Genomic DNA, 16,439 nt, shown 5'->3' on the forward strand with positions numbered 1-16,439 from the left:
ATCCCTAATATTCAGTCACACCAGAAATATTTATGTTGTCAGCTTAACCCTTCCGTCTCGAATGAGAAATGACGATTTGTTATAACTATATGTTATTAAGTGATAGCTTTATATTCCATTGTTCACAATCCTGGCTGATGATGAAGTGATGCCGGGTCTATTATCAATAAATAAAAAAGAGACAGAGATAAAGCAGGGATGTATCGCTGGAAGTATGTTCGGGTGTACCGTTGAGTCCGATGGATATTCGACTCCGGCAATGGACGGACAGCAAGAGGGTAGGGCGTAAAATGAAAGGTTATCGTGCGGTCGTCGGACTGTGGTTGCTATTGTGCCTCGTCATTGGGCCCGCTTCGGCAAGTTCCTGGCAGGATGAGCCCGAGGCCCGGTTGCAACTGCATCAACAGGGCTTGGAGCTGGCGCTGGCCGATGTGCATCCCAAACTGACCCTGTGGTGGCAGCAGGCGGTATCGGCCGATACTGCCTCCGATGAGGCCGACGATCGGCTGTTGCTGGGCATGCAGGCCTTCTGGCGCCACTGGGCTGCGTTATCCTTTGTGGATCGCCAGCATCTGCGTACCGCCGGTGCTTCGCTTGCATTCCGGGAGCAGGATCAGCTGGAGCTGCAGTTGGCGGCGGAGCAGCGCCAGCGCCATGTGCTGGTGCAGGGGCTGGCGCCGGGTTATCCCGATCACCCGCAGTTGCAGCAACAACTGGCCCGGTTGCTGGCACTGAATGCTGGTCCCTGGCCCGTGCTGCGTACCGCCACCCTTCGCCCCGGAGATCGCGTTGCCGTGGTGCCTCATATTCGTGAGCGGCTGCGGTTGCTGGGCGACATGTCGGCCGAGACCGAAGCCCCGCTTTCCGTCGCGTTCGATGAGCTTGAAAAACCAGATGGCACCTACTCCAGCAGTTCGGTCGATGACGCTGAGGTATTCGATGACGGCGCCTTGCATCAGACCGGCCAGACGGCATCGGTCGGTGTCGGCCCCAGCCATGATCCCGATCTGTTTGATGAGGCTATGGAGCAGGGCGTACGTAATTTTCAGCAGCGGCACGGTCTCAAGGTAGACGGTGTTATTGGTCCGCAAACCTTCGGCTGGCTGGATGTGGCGCCTCTGCAGCGGGCCCAGTTGTTGATGCGAAGTATGCTGCGGACCCTGATTGGCGATAATCTGCCGTCATCCTATCTGCTGGTCAATATTCCCGAATACCGCCTGCGGCTTTATCAGGAGCAGGTGATGGTGCTGGAAAGCGATGTCATAGTAGGGCGGGATGAGCGCAAGACCCCCATCATGCACAGCAAGATCACCAATGTGGTGCTCAACCCGCCCTGGAATGTGCCGCGCTCCATCATCAAGAAAGACATAGTGCCTAAGCTGTACCGGGATCCCGGTTATATCGCGCGACAAGGTTTTGAGGTGCTCGATGGTGCCGGTGTGGTACCCGCCGCCGAATGGCAGGCTCGACTCTATAACGGGGGCGGCTTTCCCTATCGGTTACGACAGAAACCCGGCGCCCTTAATGCCCTCGGCGCCTATAAATTTCATCTGCCCAACAACGATGCCATTTATCTGCATGACACCCCGTCCCGTCGCCTTTTTTCCCGCGACAGCCGAGCGCTAAGCTCCGGTTGTGTCCGGGTGGAAGGTGCCGAGCAACTGGCCCACTGGTTGTTGAGCGAACAGTGGAGTCCGGAGCGACTGGCAGCCTTGAAAGCTCGTCGGGTCACCCGCTGGTTGCGGGTGGCTCAGCCTCTGCCGGTGTTCATGGTGTACTGGCCGGGCTGGCTGGGAGCCGACGGCTTGCCCCGCTATCGCAGCGACATCTATGAGTTTGATAAAACCCTGCATAACCCCTTCACTGCCGGCTAGCCTCAATCCACTCTGGCCGTCGTTTACGGCGGCCTTATAACCAATGGTTGTTGATAATTTAATCCGTTATAGGATAATTTGCGACCGTTTGTTATGCATGCGGTGACATCAGATAACCGAAAGGCAAGGCTGGTTACCGGTGCTGGCGGCCTTCCGTTCAGCCCTTCCCTTGTAGCGCTGAGTCTGGTCAACCGGGCCTCGGTCCGGCTGATGCATCCTTGTTGTATTTGAATATGAGTTTGAAAGAGAAAATATGCTGAAACGTAATATAGATCGTCGTCGTTTTTTAATGGGAATGGGTGGGCTGGGGGTAGCGTCACTGGTTGCGCGGCCGGCACAGGCCAGTTTGTCTGCTCCGGTACGCAAGTTGAGCCTGCATAATCTTCACACCGGTGAACAGGTGACGGCCAGCTTCTGGGAAGAAGGCCATTACCTCAAGGAAGGACTCACCACCTTTAACCACGTGATGCGCGACTTTCGCCGTAACGAGGTACATGACATCGACCCCAAGCTGTTTGATCAGCTGTTTCTGCTGCAACACCGGCTGGGTAAAGCCGGAGAGATTCAGATTATCTCCGGCTATCGTTCGCCCAAAACCAATGCCATGTTGCGCCAAAACAGCAGCGGCGTGGCCAAGAAAAGCCTGCATATGCAGGGGAAAGCCATCGATCTTCGCCTGCCCGGCGTAGCACTGGCCGACGTTCGCAAGGCGGCGTTGCAGCTCAAGGTAGGTGGTGTTGGCTACTATCCCAAGTCAGACTTTGTTCATCTCGACACCGGGCCGGTACGCAGCTGGGGGTAATGTTCGACCCACAGCGCGGTGGCACCACAAATAGCCACCGGCATGATCAGCAGATTAATGAACGGCAGGCCCGAACAAAGTGCAACAGAGGCGCCAAAGCCCCAGCTGAGGCGTCTTTTTTGCGCCAGTGAGCGGCGCATCAAATCGAAGTCGATTTTATGATTATCGAATGGATAGTCGCAGTACTGAATGGCCATCATCCAGGCGCTGAACGCAAACCAGATAACCGGCGCCAGGGTTTGCCCGAAGGCCGGCACCAGAAACAGCAGCAGACAGCCGATGGCGCGGGGCAGGTAGTAGGTTATCTTGCGTACTTCCCGGCCCAGCATGCGGGGAGTGTCCCGGAGCAGTGCGGCCCAGCTGCTGTCGGGCAGTTTCTGGCCGGTCAACTTCAGTTCTACCCGTTCGGCCAGCAGGCCGTTGAAGGGGGCGGCCAGTAGGTTGGCAACGCTGGTGAACAGCAGCGAAAACACCACGGCGATGGTGATGATGGCCAGGGGCCAGAGCAGATAGCTCAGCCACTGCAGGTAGTCTGGAACCGCGCCCTCAAACCAGGAAAAAAGCTCCCCCAGCTGTAAATAGAGCCAGTAAAAGGCGCCGCCGAACAGCAGCAGGTTGATTGCCAGCGGAATCAATACAAAAAGGCGTAAATCCGGCTCCCGGATAAGCGACAATCCCCTGAGCAGATATTGTGGACCGCTGGCCGCATGGTAAGTGGCGGGCATGAAGGCTTCCTTTGAAAAAAAACATATATTAGAGAGCCAGGCCGGGGGGATGCAAGTCGGTCGCGAAGCCGTTTGTCGTAGCCGCCAAACTGCGGCATCAGGGCCGAATAGGGTCTGCCGACAGATAAACCAGTATAAAATGAAAGTTTTTATCTATTACTCACCGAGATGACCCTTGTCAAACCGGTATGGTAAACATACCCTTGTCGGGTCTTTGATAATATTCCGACTCGAGTAATCTGATTCCCGCTTGCGTCGGCAATATGGCTGAATATAAGCAAAAACTTTAGAGAAGCGATAATGCAGGATTTGCGAATTATCTTGATCATTCTGGGTGCGGTCGCCATTGCCGCCTTGCTGATCCACGGGCTGTGGACCAGCCAGAAAGCACGTCAAAAGCCGATGCGTGAAAAACCGATAGGCAAGGTAGCGAATGGGCCGGCCGGTGACGATGACTTTGACGGTGATGGTATCGGCAAGGTTCGGGTGGCCGGTACGCGCAAGGCCGAGACGGCGCGTCGTCGGCACGAAGACGAGAATGACTGGCAAACTTCCCCGCATTTTTCGGCGCTCAACGACGACGATGAAGACGAGCCAGTCATCGGGCTGGCCCCGGCCGCCTCGTCTGCCAAGCCGGTTGCTGCGGCCAAACCGGTTGTTGCCGAAACCGAATTACAGCAACGCGAGCGCCAGTATCGTCAGGGTGAAATTGATCCCCTGTTTGATGAACCGGAGGCGTCTGCGCCGCCGACGCTCGAACAGCAGCACGAAACCGCCGAGTTGAATCTCGCCGAGCGCGAACCGGAACAGGAACCGGAGCCGGTTATCGAGCCGGTGACTGCTGCACCGCGACGGGAAGTGCCCAAAACCTGGCAGGACGTGTATGTCATCAACCTGGTGGCACGGCCCAATCAGCAGTTGGCCGGCGGCGAGCTGGCCCGGGTGCTGACCGACGCCGGTTTCAGCTTCGGTGACATGGATATTTTTCATCGCCACCATACTGCGGCACATCAGGGAGAGGCGTTGTTCAGCCTGATCAACATGGTCAAGCCCGGCACCTTCAACCCCAACGCCATGGGGCAATTCAGCACTCCCGGGGTGTCGATTTTCATGCAGTTGCCGGCACCCGGTGAGGCCAAGAATCACTTCAATCTGATGGTGCACACGGCAGAAAAAATGGCCGAAGAGCTGGATGCCCTGCTGCTGGACGGCCAGCGCAGCCCGCTCAGCCCCGATTATCTGGCCCATTGCCGCGAGCAGCTGCGAGACTACGACAGCCAGGCCCAATAATCCCGATTGTGCCCAGCAAGCCTGATTGTAATAATAAAAGTGCGGCCGAGGGCCGCATTTTTTGTTTAAGCGGAATAACTTCATGAACGATACCCAAGCCCGAATTCTTGCCCTGCGTGAACAGCTCGATACCTACAACGAACAATACTATATAGCCGATGCCCCTACTGTGCCGGATGCCGAGTACGACCGTCTGATGCGCGAGCTGGTCGCGCTGGAGCAGGCTCATCCCGAATGGCAGGATGCGAGTTCGCCCAGCCAGAAGGTAGGCGGCGCTCCGGTATCGGCCTTCCCCGAGGTGCGCCATGCGCTGCCGATGCTGTCGCTGGACAACGTGTTCAGTGACGATGAGCTGACCGCCTTCGAAAAACGGTTGCATAGCCGGCTGGGCAGTGAGGCCACCGTTGAATTCTGCTGTGAACCCAAGCTCGACGGCCTGGCGGTAAGCCTGCTGTATGAGCAGGGCCGGTTGGTACAGGCTGCCACCCGCGGCGATGGCAGCACCGGCGAAGGCATTACCGAGAATGTACGTACCATCAAGGCGATACCACTCAGGCTGAAAGGCGACGACTGGCCGGCCCGGCTGGAAGTGCGCGGCGAAGTCTTCATGCCCAGCGCCGGATTCGAGCGCATGAACGAGGCGGCCCGAGCCGGTGGTGACAAGGTGTTTGCCAACCCGCGCAATGCCGCCGCCGGCAGCCTGCGCCAGCTGGACTCGCGAGTCACGGCCAGGCGGCCGCTGGCCTTTTACTGTTACGGCGTTGGTCTGGTGGAAGGCGAACCGCTGGGCGAGCGTCATTTCGATATTCTGCAACGGCTCAAGGGTTGGGGACTGCCGGTCAGCCCCGAGGTAAAGCGGATGCAGGGCCGGGCCGGTTGCGAGCAATATCATGACGACATTCTCCAGCGACGCGACCAGCTACCCTACGAAATCGACGGCGTGGTCTACAAGGTCGACGAGCTGGCGCTGCAGGAGCGACTCGGCTTTGTGGCTCGGGCGCCACGCTGGGCCACGGCGCACAAGTTTCCGGCCCAGGAAGAGCTGACCCGGCTGCTGAATGTGGAGTTTCAGGTCGGCCGCACCGGCGCCATTACTCCGGTCGCCAAGCTGGAGCCGGTGCAGGTGGCCGGGGTGGTGGTCTCCAACGCCACCCTGCACAACGCCGACGAAATTGCCCGCCTCGGGGTGATGATTGGCGATACGGTGATCGTGCGCCGGGCCGGAGATGTGATCCCCCAGGTGGCGGCGGTGGTGCTGGAACGGCGGCCCGACGATGCCCGCAACATCGAGTTTCCGGTCTGCTGTCCGGTCTGTGATGCGGACATAGAGCGTATCGAAGGGGAGGCGGTGGCCCGCTGTACCGGCGGCCTCTTCTGTGCCGCCCAGCGCAAGGAAGCCATCAAGCATTTCTCTTCGCGCAAGGCGCTGGATATCGAGGGGCTGGGCAACAAACTCATCGATCAGCTGGTAGAGCAGGACAGAATCAAGACTCCGGCGGATCTGTTTCGACTGAGTCACCAGGATCTGGCGGGGCTGGAACGAATGGGCGACAAGTCGGCCAGCAAGCTACTGACGGCACTGGACAAGGCCCGCAGCACCACCCTGGCCCGTTTTCTCTATGCCCTGGGTATTCGGGAAGTCGGGGAGGCGACCGCCAACAACCTGGCTCGGCATTTTCTGACCCTGGAGGCGGTGATTGGCGCCGAGATAGAAGCGCTGCTGGCGGTGCCCGATGTGGGAGAGATCGTCGCCAAGCATATCTACTATTTCTTCCGCCAGCCGCATAATCTGGAAGTCGTACAGGCGCTGACCGACTCGCCGGACCAGGGCGGTTGCGGCCTGCACTGGCCGGCGATGGAGCCGGTGGCCGCAGAGTCCCAGCCGCTGGCGGGGCAAACCTTCGTACTGACCGGCACCCTGACGCAATTGTCGCGCAGCGATGCCAAGACGGCGCTGCAGGCGCTGGGTGCCAAGGTGGCGGGATCGGTATCGGCTAAAACCAGCTGCGTGGTGGCCGGTGAAGCGGCAGGCTCCAAATTGGTAAAGGCCCAGGAACTGGGTATCGACATCATGGACGAAGACGGACTGCAGGCGTTGCTGGCTGAACACCGGTAAAAAGAATAGGGACTGGGGACTAGGGATTTGGGAGGCTGAACCCGATCCCCAATCCCCAATCCCTAATCCCTATTCCCTATTCCCTATTCCCTAATTACTGAGTGGTCAGTACGCTGAATTCCTGGCCCATGCGGCGAAAGGCGTTCAGCAGCAGGCCCTTGTCTCTGACTTCCAGATAATGCAGCTGGCCGCTGGCGTTGAGCACCAGAGTCAGATCCTGACCGGCACGCAGGTTGCTGAGCGGTTTATAGGACGGCTCGGCTCGTACCAGGGCAATAAGGTCATGCCCCGGCAGTTGCCACTGGCGAAACAGCGCGGCCAGAGTTTCGCCCTGAGCCAGGGTATGATCGAGTCGTTTGCCGCCATCGGGTACCGGGATTTCCCGTTTTTCGGCCGCAGACAGCGGCAGACTCAGGCTGCCGGTGACCGGGGCCGCCGCTGGTGTCGGCGCGGGTTGCCAGGCCAGCAACAGCAACCAGGCGGGCAACAGTGTCAGCAAGCCGACTTTGTGAATGCGGGGCAGCCGTTGCCATCCCCCCAGTGCCTGACCCAGCCCCCGCCTGGCAGGCAGGGTCAGTTGATTTAGTTTGGTGCCGAAAGAATCCGGCTTGTTCCGTTTCATTGTTGATTGTCTTCTGGTCATGAATAGGCACCTCGTGGCCACCAGTGTATCTGCGGGCCGTGCGGCCGACAAGCGGTCGCACGGCTCCTTTTGAAGCGTTTGTTGACGGTGCACGCGACCAACTCGATGACAAAGCGTTTAACCCGTTACAGCCGGGTGCTAAAATAGTCGCCACTTTGTTTCACTCAAGCTCATTTGGGCTTTATTTACCAGCTAAGGCAGAAAGAATGACAGTTAAAACGCGGTTTGCTCCCAGCCCCACCGGCTTTCTCCACGTAGGTGGTGCCCGTACGGCCCTGTATTCCTGGCTCTATGCCCGTCACCAGCAGGGTGAATTCGTGCTGCGTATCGAAGATACCGATCTGGAACGTTCCACTCAGGAGGCCATCGACGCCATCCTTGAAGGCATGAACTGGCTGGGCCTGAACTGGAACGAGGGTCCCTATTATCAGACTCAGCGTTTTGACCGTTATAACGCGCTTATCGATCAGCTGCTGGCCGAAGGCAAGGCCTATAAATGCTACTGCTCCAGAGAGCGTCTCGATGCACTGCGCGAGCAGCAGATGACCGACGGCGAAAAGCCGCGTTACGACGGAACCTGCCGCCACGGTACTCATGAGCACGCCGTCGATGCTCCTTGCGTCATTCGCTTCAAGAACCCGACCGAAGGATCTGTCGTCTTTGACGATCACGTACGTGGCCGCATCGAAACCGGTAACAATCAGCTCGACGATCTGATCATCCGCCGTACCGATGGTGCCCCCACCTATAACTTCTGTGTGGTGGTGGACGACTGGGACATGGAAATCACCCATGTGGTACGCGGCGAAGACCATATCAACAACACCCCGCGCCAGATCAACATTTATCAGGCCCTGGGTGCCCCGGTGCCGGAGTTTGCCCATGTGTCGATGATTCTGGGTGACGACGGCGCCAAGCTGTCCAAGCGTCATGGCGCCGTGAGCGTGATGCAGTACCGGGACGACGGCTACCTGCCTCAGGCTCTGCTTAATTATCTGGTGCGTCTGGGCTGGTCCAACGGCGATCAGGAAATCTTCTCGCTGGAAGAAATGATTGAACTGTTCTCGCTCGACGCCATCAGCAAGTCCGCTTCCGCTTTCAATACCGACAAGCTGTTGTGGCTGAACCAGCACTACATCAAGACCCTGCCTGCCACCGAAGTAGCCGAGCATCTGCAGTGGCACATGCAGGATCAGGGCATCGATACCGGCAAGGGGCCGAGCCTGAGTGATGTGGTGACCCTGTACTCCGAGCGTTGCAATACCCTGAAAGAGCTGGCGGCCCAGAGCCGTTACCTGTTTGAAGACTTTGCCGAGTTCGAGGCGGGCGCCGCCAAGAAGCACTTGCGTCCGGTGGCTGCCGATCCGTTGGCGCTGGTTCGCACCAAGCTGGCAGAGCTGGCCGACTGGCAGGCACCGGCCATTCACGAGCAGATTAACGCTGCCGCCGCCGAGCTGGAACTGGGTATGGGCAAGGTGGGTATGCCGCTGCGCGTGGCGGTGACCGGCGTTGGCCAGTCTCCGGCCATCGACGGCGTGATTGCGCTGCTGAGCAAGGATCAGGTGTTGGCCCGAATCGACATGGCACTGGGCTTTATCGCCGCTCGCGCCCAGGGTTAAACCCGGCCTCAAGCGGTAAGCTGGAAGAAAAACGGCGCTGTCTGGTACAGCGCCGTTTTTTATCGCAGCACTCCTTAGTCACAAGACAACGTGTGGCATTAAAGAGGCAACAGGGTTGCCTCCTCCGGCCCGCTGCGAGCACATCCTTGTGACGCTCAGCAAATGCCATCCCTGGCATTTGACGGCCGGCTGAGGCAATCCCTGCAGCCTCTTCCATGACTCGGAGTTGTCCGCAGGTGGTGCCACCAGAGGACTCCATTGCCGAAGGAGGGCAAAGGGTGTCTGCTCAGCCGACCATCCGCGCCAGGGATGGCGCGGCTGAGCCCCCAGGGATGGGTTTACGGCGTGTCGGCGGAGTAGTGCCCTTTGTCCGATTTCCTGCTGCTATCAACGCCAGCAAGATCTTGCGCTCAAGAGATAGGCATACGGCTTGAATTGGCGGTGATCTCATCAGGGCGATTAAAAAATGACTGGTTGGGTGGTTTTTTTTATTTTCTGGTTGACACAAAAAGGCCCCCTGCCTATTATGCGCCTCGTCTGAACGGACATGGTCCGGGAAGAAAGATAAGCGGGGCTATAGCTCAGCTGGGAGAGCGCTTGCATGGCATGCAAGAGGTCCGCGGTTCGATCCCGCGTAGCTCCACCACTTATCGCATTTGAAAACAGAAATATCTGCCAAACGGGGCTATAGCTCAGCTGGGAGAGCGCTTGCATGGCATGCAAGAGGTCCGCGGTTCGATCCCGCGTAGCTCCACCAAATGGCAGAAAACACCAGTAAAACAGCATTGTTTTGGGGCTATAGCTCAGCTGGGAGAGCGCTTGCATGGCATGCAAGAGGTCCGCGGTTCGATCCCGCGTAGCTCCACCAAAACAATCTGACCCGAATTCGGGGCTATAGCTCAGCTGGGAGAGCGCTTGCATGGCATGCAAGAGGTCCGCGGTTCGATCCCGCGTAGCTCCACCACTTATATTGTGGAATCAAAAAAGCCGCTGCAGAAATGCAGCGGCTTTTTTGTGCATTCCGCATACCGACGTTTCCCCTATGGCCTTTTTCGCGTGCTCCACGCACAATTAAACCAAACCCAAACGAGACTTTATTTATGGAGCACTTCGACCATATCTTTCAGCGCGCCTGCGATCGCCACGGCGGAGAAGCGGCGCTGATGCAGCTGATTGCCACCCCCTTGCGCACGCCTGCCGAACTGGCGGCGATTCCCGACGACCGATGGTTGTCTTCCTTCACCATGAGCCTGTTCCAGTCAGGATTCGTATGGCGCGTAATTCGCAATAAATGGCCGGAGTTCGAGCGGGCCTTCTTTGGTTTCGATCCGGAAAAAATGCTGCTGCTGGACGAGTATCATCTGGAGCGGCTCAACAACGATGCGGGCATAGTGCGCCACCCCAAAAAGATAGCGACCGTACCGGTCAATGCCCGCATGGTACTGGAGCTGGGTCGGGAGCATGGTGGCTTTGGCGCCTTCGTGGCCCAGTGGCCGACCGATGATCTCACCGGACTCTGGTTGCAAATCAAGCAGCACGGGCAACTGCTGGGGGGCAATATCGCCGCCTATGGTCTGCGACGACTGGGCGTCGATACCTTCGTCTTTACCCATGATGTCAGCGCCTATCTGCGCCATCATCAGGTGATTAGCGCCGGCCTCGGCAGCAAAAAGGGCATGGCCCAGGCTCAGGCGGCCTTCAACGAATGGCGAGAGCAAAGCGGACTCAGTTTCAGTGAAATCAGCAAAACCATCGCCTGCTCCATCGGTTAATGAGCGAGGTGGGGGGTGAGAAACTCATGCACCTGACGGGCGATTAACGGCTGAGCCACCGCCGTGGGGTGTATGCCATCATCCATCATCATGCCGTTTTCACCGATAAGCGGAGACACAAAAAACGGCAAAAGCGGGAGTTGATAAGCTTCGGCCAGCTTGCCGAAGATGGACTCGAACTGTTGCAGGTAACGGCGGCCGTAATTGGGTGGCAGTCGAATGTCGGTCAGCACCACCTTGGCCCCGGCCTGGTTTGCCAGTGTGATCAGCGCCTTCAGATTACGTTTAATCAACGGCGGCGGCAGGCCTCGCAGACCGTCGTTACCGCCCAGCTCCAGCATCACCAGGCTCGGCTTGTGACGCTCAAGCAAGGGTGGCAGTCGTTGCAGCCCGCCCTGGGTGGTGTCGCCGCTGACGCTGGCGTTGATGACCTCAATCTGGCGACCTTCCCGCTGCCATTGTTCGGCCAGCAGGGTGGGCCAGGCCTGCTCGATGCTCATTCGATATCCGGCACTGAGGCTGTCACCCAGAATAAGGACGGTGTTAGCATGGGTAACGGATGACACCAACAGCAGTATCATCAGAAGGAAACGAGGCATGACAACTTCTCCGATTATTCGAGTGGCCGGGCTCAGCCACCAGGTGCGTTTGGGCGACGAATCACTCACCATCCTTGAGGGGATAGAGCTGGAAGTCAAGCCTGGCCAGAGCCTGGCGCTGGTGGGGGCATCCGGCTCCGGCAAGTCGACCTTGCTCGGGCTGCTGGCGGGGCTGGATCGCGCCACCGAAGGCGACATCGACATCAGCGGTCAGTCGTTGTCGACGCTCGACGAAGAGCAGCGCGCCCGGTTGCGCGGTCGTCATATCGGCTTCGTGTTTCAGTCATTTTTGCTGTTGCCCACCCTGACCGCACTGGAGAATGTGATGCTGCCCGCCGAGTTGCAGGGCCGTCGCGATGGCGAACAACGGGCCCGGCAGTTGCTGGAGCAGGTCGGACTGCAGGCGCGGATTCGTCATTTTCCCAGTCAGTTGTCCGGTGGCGAGCAGCAGAGGGTGGCCATTGCCCGGGCCTTCATGACCCAGCCGGATATTCTGCTGGCGGACGAGCCGACCGGTAATCTGGATCATCATACCGGCGGCCAGATCATCGAGCTGCTGTTCGAGCTGAATCGAAAACACGGCACCACCCTGGTGATGGTGACCCACGACGAGGCGCTGGCCAGCCGCTGTGAACGACGTTTGCTGATGACCGCTGGTCGTCTGGAAGAACAGCATGCGTAGCCTCGGACCGGGATTGATCTGGCGGGAAGCGGGCCGGGGGCCGTTGCGGCTGTTCATGCTGGCGCTGGCGTTGAGTGTGGCCAGCATGCTCAGCGTTACCCTGGTGGCGGATCGGCTGAATCAGGCGATCAAGGTATCGGGTCGGGATTATATTGCCGCCGACCGCATTCTGTCCGGCAGTCGACCGGCTCCCGAGGCCTGGCTGCTTGAGGCGCAACAACAAGGGCTGGCCATCTCGCGCACCCAGGCGTTTCAGAGCGTGCTCTTTGCCGGCGAGGCGCTGCAGTTGGCCAGCGTGCGGGCGGTGGATGAGGCCTTTCCTTTTTACGGTGATTTGCAGTTGTCGCCGGCGGGCCGCGTGCAGCCCGGCACCATCTGGCTGTCGTCCCGGTTGCTGGCGTTGCTGCAGGTTAAAGAGGGAGACGAGGTCGAACTGGGCAATCTCGAACTGCAGGTGGCCGGCGAGCTGGTCAGCGAGCCGGATCAGGGCTTTTCGCCCATGCTGCTGGCGCCGAGGGCGATGATCCATCGGGACGATGTGGCCGCCACCGGCATTCTGATGGCAGGCAGCCGGGTACGCTATCGCTATCTGTTTGCGGGGGCCGAGGCCGATCTGCAGCGCTATGCCGACTGGTTGCAGCCCCGTTTGCTGCCGGGCCAGCGCTGGCGCGGGCCGGACAATGCCGATACGCCGGTGGCCCGTTCACTGGTGCGCGCCGAGCAGTTTTTTCGCCTGGCGTCACTCACCGGGGTGCTGCTCGGCATTCTGGCCATGGCCATTGCCATGGGCTATTTTTCGCGCCGCGAGCAGGACCGGATGGCGTTGCTAAAAACCCTGGGGGCGACTCGGCGTCAGTTATTCGGCTGGCTCAGCCGACTGCTGCTGACACTGCTGGTGCTGGGCGCGGTGATGGGGGCGCTGGTCGGTTACGGCTTGCACAAGCTGATTTTGCTGAGCCTGGGCGAGGCGTTGGCCGTGCCTTTGCCGCCGCCCTCGCTGACGCCGTTTGCGGTGGCGGCCGGGCTTGCCCTGCTCACCACCCTGATGTTGTCGGTGGTGCCGATGGCGCGCCTGCTCAAGGTGCCGCCGCTACGAGTACTGCGCAACGAGGCCGAGGCCCGCATTTCGCCCTGGTGGAGCGGCGGCATTCTGCTGGCGGGCACCTTTGTACTGAGCTGGGTGTTTGCCGGTGACGCCGGCCTGGCCATCGGGCTGCTGCTGGGGCTGGTCACCCTGATGGGGCTGCTGGGCGGATTGTGCTGGTTGTTGCTGGCGCTGGCCCGTCGGCGGCGCGGCAGCGTTGCCTTTCGACTGGCGCTCAGCCGATTGCAACGGGCGCGCATGACCACCCTGGTGCAGTTTGGCGGTGTGGCGCTGGCGCTGTTTCTGGGCACTCTGCTGTGGGTGGTGCGCGGCGAGCTGGTCGACGGTTTTCTGGCCCGGCTGCCACCGGACACTCCCAATCGCTTTCTGATCAACATTGCCACCCACGAGCGGGATCCGCTGCAACAGCGGCTGGATCGGGCCGGACTCGATCGCTCGCAGTTCTATCCGATCGTGCGCGGGCGGTTAAGCGCCATCAATGAGCAGCCGGCGGTGGCCGATGTAGACAGTGGTCGCGGCGGTGGCCTGGGCCGGGAGCTGAATCTGACCTATGGCGAGCAATTACCGGATGGTAACCGCATTGTGCAGGGCGACTGGTCGACCCTGGCCGACAGCGTGTCGGTGGAATCCGGGCTGGCCGAGCGGCTGGGTCTGACACTCGGCGATCGACTGACGCTGGACTTGGCCGGTCAGCAGGTCTCGGCCGAGGTGCGTACCATTCGGGAGGTCGACTGGGACAGCATGAAGCCCAATTTTTACCTGATTTTCAGCCCCGATGTGCTGGCGGATTATCCGGCCACCTGGCTGGCCAGCTTCTATCTGCCGCCGGCACAGCAGGCATTCGATGTTGAATTGATTCGGGCCTTTCCCACCGTTACCCTGCTGGACGTAGACGCCTTGCTGGAGCAACTGCGCACCGTGCTGGCGCAGGTGGGGCAGGCGTTGCTGGTGATCATGCTGCTGGTCACCGGTGCCAGCCTGCTGGTGCTGTTGGCGCAGATGGAAACCACCCTGGAAAGCCGGCGACGCGAGCTGGTGTTGCTGCGTACCCTGGGGGCCGGAGAGCGGCTGATCACGGCGTCGTTACGCTGGGAATGGCTGGCGGCCGGTCTGGTTTCGGGGCTGGCGGCCGCGTTGGCGGTAGAGCTGTGTGTGGCTATCTTGCTGCCCTGGTGGCTGGGACTGCCATGGCAGCCGCATCCGCACATCTGGATCGGACTGCCACTGCTGGGCGCCGGGCTCTTGCTGTTGACCGGACGAGCCGGTGGTGTGACTCGCGGCACCCTGATGGCGCGCCTGCGCCAGTGGGGCTAGGCGAGTTCAGCGGCTCTGGGGTGTATTCAGGGTTTCTTTCAGCGCCTTGTCGAGGGTCGGGTAGCGAAAATGGAATCCTGCCTGTTGCAGGCGAACCGGCATCACCCGCTGGCCGGTCAGCAGCAGATCGGCCATTTCGCCGAACAGCAGTTTCATGGCCCAGGCGGGAATACGGGCAAAATGCGGCTTGCTCAGCACTTGAGCCAGGGTACGGCTGAAATGCTCGTTGGTCATCGGCTCGGGGGCGGTGGCATTGAAGGGGCCGCTGCAGGCGTCGTGCTCCAGTAAAAACAGGATAAGATTGACTACATCCTCGATGTGAATCCACGACATATACTGCTTGCCGGAGCCGATGGGGCCGCCCATGCCAATGCGATAACCGGGCAGCATTTTCTTCAGCGCGCCGCCTTCGGCGCCCAGCACCACCCCCAGACGAATACGACAGACGCGGGTTTGCTCGCTTTCTGCCGCCTGTGCCAGTTGTTCCCACTGGGCGCAGACTTCATGACTGAACTCCTTGTGCGGGCGGGAGTCTTCATCCACCAGCGCATCGCCCTGGCGGCCATAAAAGCCGACCGCCGAGCCGCTGATCAGCACCTTGGGCGGCTGCTGGCCGGCCTTGAGTTTTTCCACCAGCTGTTGGGTAATTTGCCAACGGCTCTGGCAGATGCGCTCTTTCTGGGTCTGGGTCCAGCGCTTATCGGCGATGGGTTCACCGGCGAGGTTAATCACCGCATCAAACCGATCCAGGTTTTCGAGCTGCTCCAGCGAGGGCAGAGCCTCGATATCGTGTCCCAGGCGCTGATAAACCTTGTTCGGGGTACGACTCAGAACGGTCACCTGATGATGTGGCCGCAGGTGGCTCATCAGGCGTTGGCCGATAAAGCCGGTACCACCGGTAAGCAATATATTCATGATCCCTTCCTCCGTCTTGAGCCGAGTGTTCGCCCCATTGGACGATAATACATCATCAGAATAACAGAGACTTACGGATATAACGCGGGAGGATTGGGGGAGCGGGAAGGGAAAAAGACGGAAAAGAAGCCGGGGTTATCCACATAAACTGTGAGTAAGTCTGTAGATTACCCCGGGCAGTATCTCTAGTTTGTTGATATTACATCAAAAAACAGATCGAACAGGGATCCGGCAGGATCAGGACAGCGCCGCGATGGCCGCGTCGTAGGCCGGCTCGTCAGTCAGCTCGGCAACGCGCTCGCCGTAAACCACCTGACCTTGCTCATCAATGCACACCACGGCACGGGCAGACAGACCACGCAGGGCACCATCGCTCAGGGCCACGCCATAGGCATTGAGGAATTCGGTATGACGGAAAGCGGAAGCCACGTCTACATTTTCGATGCCTTCGGCGGCACAGAAACGGCCAAACGCGAACGGCAGATCCATGGAAACACACAGTACCTTGGTGTTGCTCAGGGCGGCGGCTTTTTCATTGAAGGTGCGCACGCTGGTGGCACACACGCCGGTGTCTACGCTGGGGAAGATGTTGAGCAGCAGTTTCTGGCCCTTGAAATCAGCCAGGCGGATATCGTTGAGATCGGCACCGGTCAGGGTGAAGTCGGGTGCGGCCTGGCCGGCCTTTGGAAACTGACCGGAAACGGCGACGGAATTACCCTGAAAAGTCACTGTAGACATGATTTATCTCCTTGTGTGAAAGGGGCTAAGTTACCAGTTTTCACCATAAGGAAAAGGTTTTTATTTTTGTGCGGCGAGCTTGTTGGTTAAGGTGTAGCCAAAAAAACGCCGCCCGTCATACGCGGTGAATGCACGACGTATGAGGGGCGGACAGGGGTTCAGGATTTTCTGTCGTCATTCCCGCGAAGGCGCTGAGGGATCCCCAAAAAAATAGGCAGACATGGTAGATTTTCTCTTTTGTTAAT

13 protein-coding genes and 4 tRNA genes are annotated in these 16,439 nt (G+C 59.3%); 12 read left to right on the forward strand and 5 right to left on the reverse strand.

Annotation, left to right across the window (positions count from 1 at the left end):
• The first annotated feature begins 290 nt into the window (after positions 1-290).
• Together ABD827_RS07895 and mepK are read left to right on the forward strand one after the other, a co-directional pair.
• The gene (locus ABD827_RS07895) at positions 291-1,874 is read left to right on the forward strand and encodes a L,D-transpeptidase family protein (RefSeq protein WP_344963886.1); all 1,584 of its coding nucleotides are present in this window, start codon (positions 291-293) and stop codon (positions 1,872-1,874) included.
• Between the two features lie 253 nt (positions 1,875-2,127).
• A complete protein-coding gene (gene mepK, locus ABD827_RS07900; protein WP_298723509.1) occupies positions 2,128-2,676 on the forward strand; it encodes a peptidoglycan L,D-endopeptidase MepK in 549 nt (182 codons plus the stop codon).
• Here mepK and cysZ read toward each other — a convergent pair.
• Positions 2,640-3,401, reverse strand: coding sequence for a sulfate transporter CysZ (gene cysZ, locus ABD827_RS07905; RefSeq protein ID WP_344963889.1), 762 nt, complete (start codon positions 3,399-3,401; stop codon positions 2,640-2,642). The genes mepK and cysZ overlap by 37 nt on opposite strands.
• Positions 3,402-3,701: 300 nt before the next feature.
• Here cysZ and zipA point away from each other — a divergent pair, with 300 nt between their 5' ends.
• Together zipA and ligA are read left to right on the forward strand one after the other, a co-directional pair.
• Entirely contained in the window at positions 3,702-4,691 is a 990-nt protein-coding gene (gene zipA / locus ABD827_RS07910) for a cell division protein ZipA (RefSeq protein ID WP_344963891.1), read from the forward strand.
• Positions 4,692-4,773: 82 nt separating this feature from the next.
• Positions 4,774-6,807, forward strand: coding sequence for an NAD-dependent DNA ligase LigA (gene ligA / locus ABD827_RS07915; protein WP_344963894.1), 2,034 nt, complete (start codon positions 4,774-4,776; stop codon positions 6,805-6,807).
• Between the two features lie 94 nt (positions 6,808-6,901).
• On the opposite strand, the gene ABD827_RS07920 is transcribed toward ligA, so the two are convergent.
• The gene (locus ABD827_RS07920; protein ID WP_344963897.1) at positions 6,902-7,429 is read right to left on the reverse strand and encodes a LysM-like peptidoglycan-binding domain-containing protein; all 528 of its coding nucleotides are present in this window, start codon (positions 7,427-7,429) and stop codon (positions 6,902-6,904) included.
• A gap of 227 nt (positions 7,430-7,656) precedes the next feature.
• On the opposite strand from ABD827_RS07920, the gene gltX reads away from it, so the two are divergent.
• From gltX to ABD827_RS07950, 6 genes are all read left to right on the forward strand, one after another.
• Entirely contained in the window at positions 7,657-9,069 is a 1,413-nt protein-coding gene (gene gltX / locus ABD827_RS07925; RefSeq protein WP_344963899.1) for a glutamate--tRNA ligase, read from the forward strand.
• 570 nt (positions 9,070-9,639) lie between these two features.
• Positions 9,640-9,715 (forward strand) — tRNA-Ala (locus tag ABD827_RS07930).
• Between the two features lie 35 nt (positions 9,716-9,750).
• A tRNA-Ala gene (locus ABD827_RS07935) sits at positions 9,751-9,826 on the forward strand.
• Positions 9,827-9,861: 35 nt separating this feature from the next.
• Positions 9,862-9,937 (forward strand) — tRNA-Ala (locus tag ABD827_RS07940).
• 20 nt (positions 9,938-9,957) lie between these two features.
• Positions 9,958-10,033 (forward strand) — tRNA-Ala (locus tag ABD827_RS07945).
• 136 nt (positions 10,034-10,169) lie between these two features.
• Positions 10,170-10,841: a DNA-3-methyladenine glycosylase I gene (locus tag ABD827_RS07950; protein WP_344963902.1), complete on the forward strand. Its 672-nt coding sequence runs from the start codon at positions 10,170-10,172 to the stop codon at positions 10,839-10,841.
• Here ABD827_RS07950 and ABD827_RS07955 read toward each other — a convergent pair.
• Positions 10,838-11,440 (reverse strand): arylesterase, encoded by a 603-nt coding sequence (locus tag ABD827_RS07955; protein WP_298718865.1) that lies wholly within the window; start codon positions 11,438-11,440, stop codon positions 10,838-10,840. The two genes, ABD827_RS07950 and ABD827_RS07955, sit on opposite strands and share 4 nt — an antisense overlap.
• On the opposite strand from ABD827_RS07955, the gene ABD827_RS07960 reads away from it, so the two are divergent.
• Complete coding sequence (locus ABD827_RS07960) at positions 11,439-12,122, forward strand: ABC transporter ATP-binding protein (RefSeq protein ID WP_298718869.1); 684 nt, start codon at positions 11,439-11,441, stop codon at positions 12,120-12,122. The two genes, ABD827_RS07955 and ABD827_RS07960, sit on opposite strands and share 2 nt — an antisense overlap.
• The gene (locus ABD827_RS07965; RefSeq protein ID WP_344963906.1) at positions 12,115-14,541 is read left to right on the forward strand and encodes an ABC transporter permease; all 2,427 of its coding nucleotides are present in this window, start codon (positions 12,115-12,117) and stop codon (positions 14,539-14,541) included. The genes ABD827_RS07960 and ABD827_RS07965 overlap by 8 nt, the downstream gene beginning before the upstream one ends.
• Before the next feature lie 6 nt (positions 14,542-14,547).
• Here ABD827_RS07965 and ABD827_RS07970 read toward each other — a convergent pair whose 3' ends face one another.
• Positions 14,548-15,456, reverse strand: coding sequence for a TIGR01777 family oxidoreductase (locus ABD827_RS07970; protein WP_344963908.1), 909 nt, complete (start codon positions 15,454-15,456; stop codon positions 14,548-14,550).
• Between the two features lie 237 nt (positions 15,457-15,693).
• Positions 15,694-16,194 carry a thiol peroxidase gene (tpx, locus tag ABD827_RS07975; protein WP_367179496.1) on the reverse strand — a complete coding sequence of 167 codons (501 nt, stop codon included), beginning with the start codon at positions 16,192-16,194 and terminating at the stop codon, positions 15,694-15,696.
• Between the last annotated feature and the right edge of the window lie 245 nt (positions 16,195-16,439).

Source organism: Oceanisphaera sediminis (assembly GCF_039539745.1).
Classification (GTDB): Bacteria; Pseudomonadota; Gammaproteobacteria; order Enterobacterales; family Aeromonadaceae; genus Oceanimonas; species Oceanimonas sediminis.

Excerpts from the sequence above, each read along its gene's own strand:
- tpx (WP_367179496.1), bottom strand. The coding sequence starts at position 16,194 with ATGTCTACAGTGACTTTTCAGGGTAATTCCGTCGCCGTTTCCGGTCAG.
- gltX (WP_344963899.1), top strand. The coding sequence starts at position 7,657 with ATGACAGTTAAAACGCGGTTTGCTCCCAGCCCCACCGGCTTTCTCCAC.
- ligA (WP_344963894.1), top strand. The coding sequence starts at position 4,774 with ATGAACGATACCCAAGCCCGAATTCTTGCCCTGCGTGAACAGCTCGAT.
- ABD827_RS07955 (WP_298718865.1), bottom strand. The coding sequence starts at position 11,440 with ATGCCTCGTTTCCTTCTGATGATACTGCTGTTGGTGTCATCCGTTACC.
- ABD827_RS07965 (WP_344963906.1), top strand. The coding sequence starts at position 12,115 with ATGCGTAGCCTCGGACCGGGATTGATCTGGCGGGAAGCGGGCCGGGGG.
- ABD827_RS07970 (WP_344963908.1), bottom strand. The coding sequence starts at position 15,456 with ATGAATATATTGCTTACCGGTGGTACCGGCTTTATCGGCCAACGCCTG.
- zipA (WP_344963891.1), top strand. The coding sequence starts at position 3,702 with ATGCAGGATTTGCGAATTATCTTGATCATTCTGGGTGCGGTCGCCATT.
- cysZ (WP_344963889.1), bottom strand. The coding sequence starts at position 3,401 with ATGCCCGCCACTTACCATGCGGCCAGCGGTCCACAATATCTGCTCAGG.
- mepK (WP_298723509.1), top strand. The coding sequence starts at position 2,128 with ATGCTGAAACGTAATATAGATCGTCGTCGTTTTTTAATGGGAATGGGT.
- ABD827_RS07950 (WP_344963902.1), top strand. The coding sequence starts at position 10,170 with ATGGAGCACTTCGACCATATCTTTCAGCGCGCCTGCGATCGCCACGGC.
- ABD827_RS07920 (WP_344963897.1), bottom strand. The coding sequence starts at position 7,429 with ATGAAACGGAACAAGCCGGATTCTTTCGGCACCAAACTAAATCAACTG.
- ABD827_RS07960 (WP_298718869.1), top strand. The coding sequence starts at position 11,439 with ATGACAACTTCTCCGATTATTCGAGTGGCCGGGCTCAGCCACCAGGTG.
- ABD827_RS07895 (WP_344963886.1), top strand. The coding sequence starts at position 291 with ATGAAAGGTTATCGTGCGGTCGTCGGACTGTGGTTGCTATTGTGCCTC.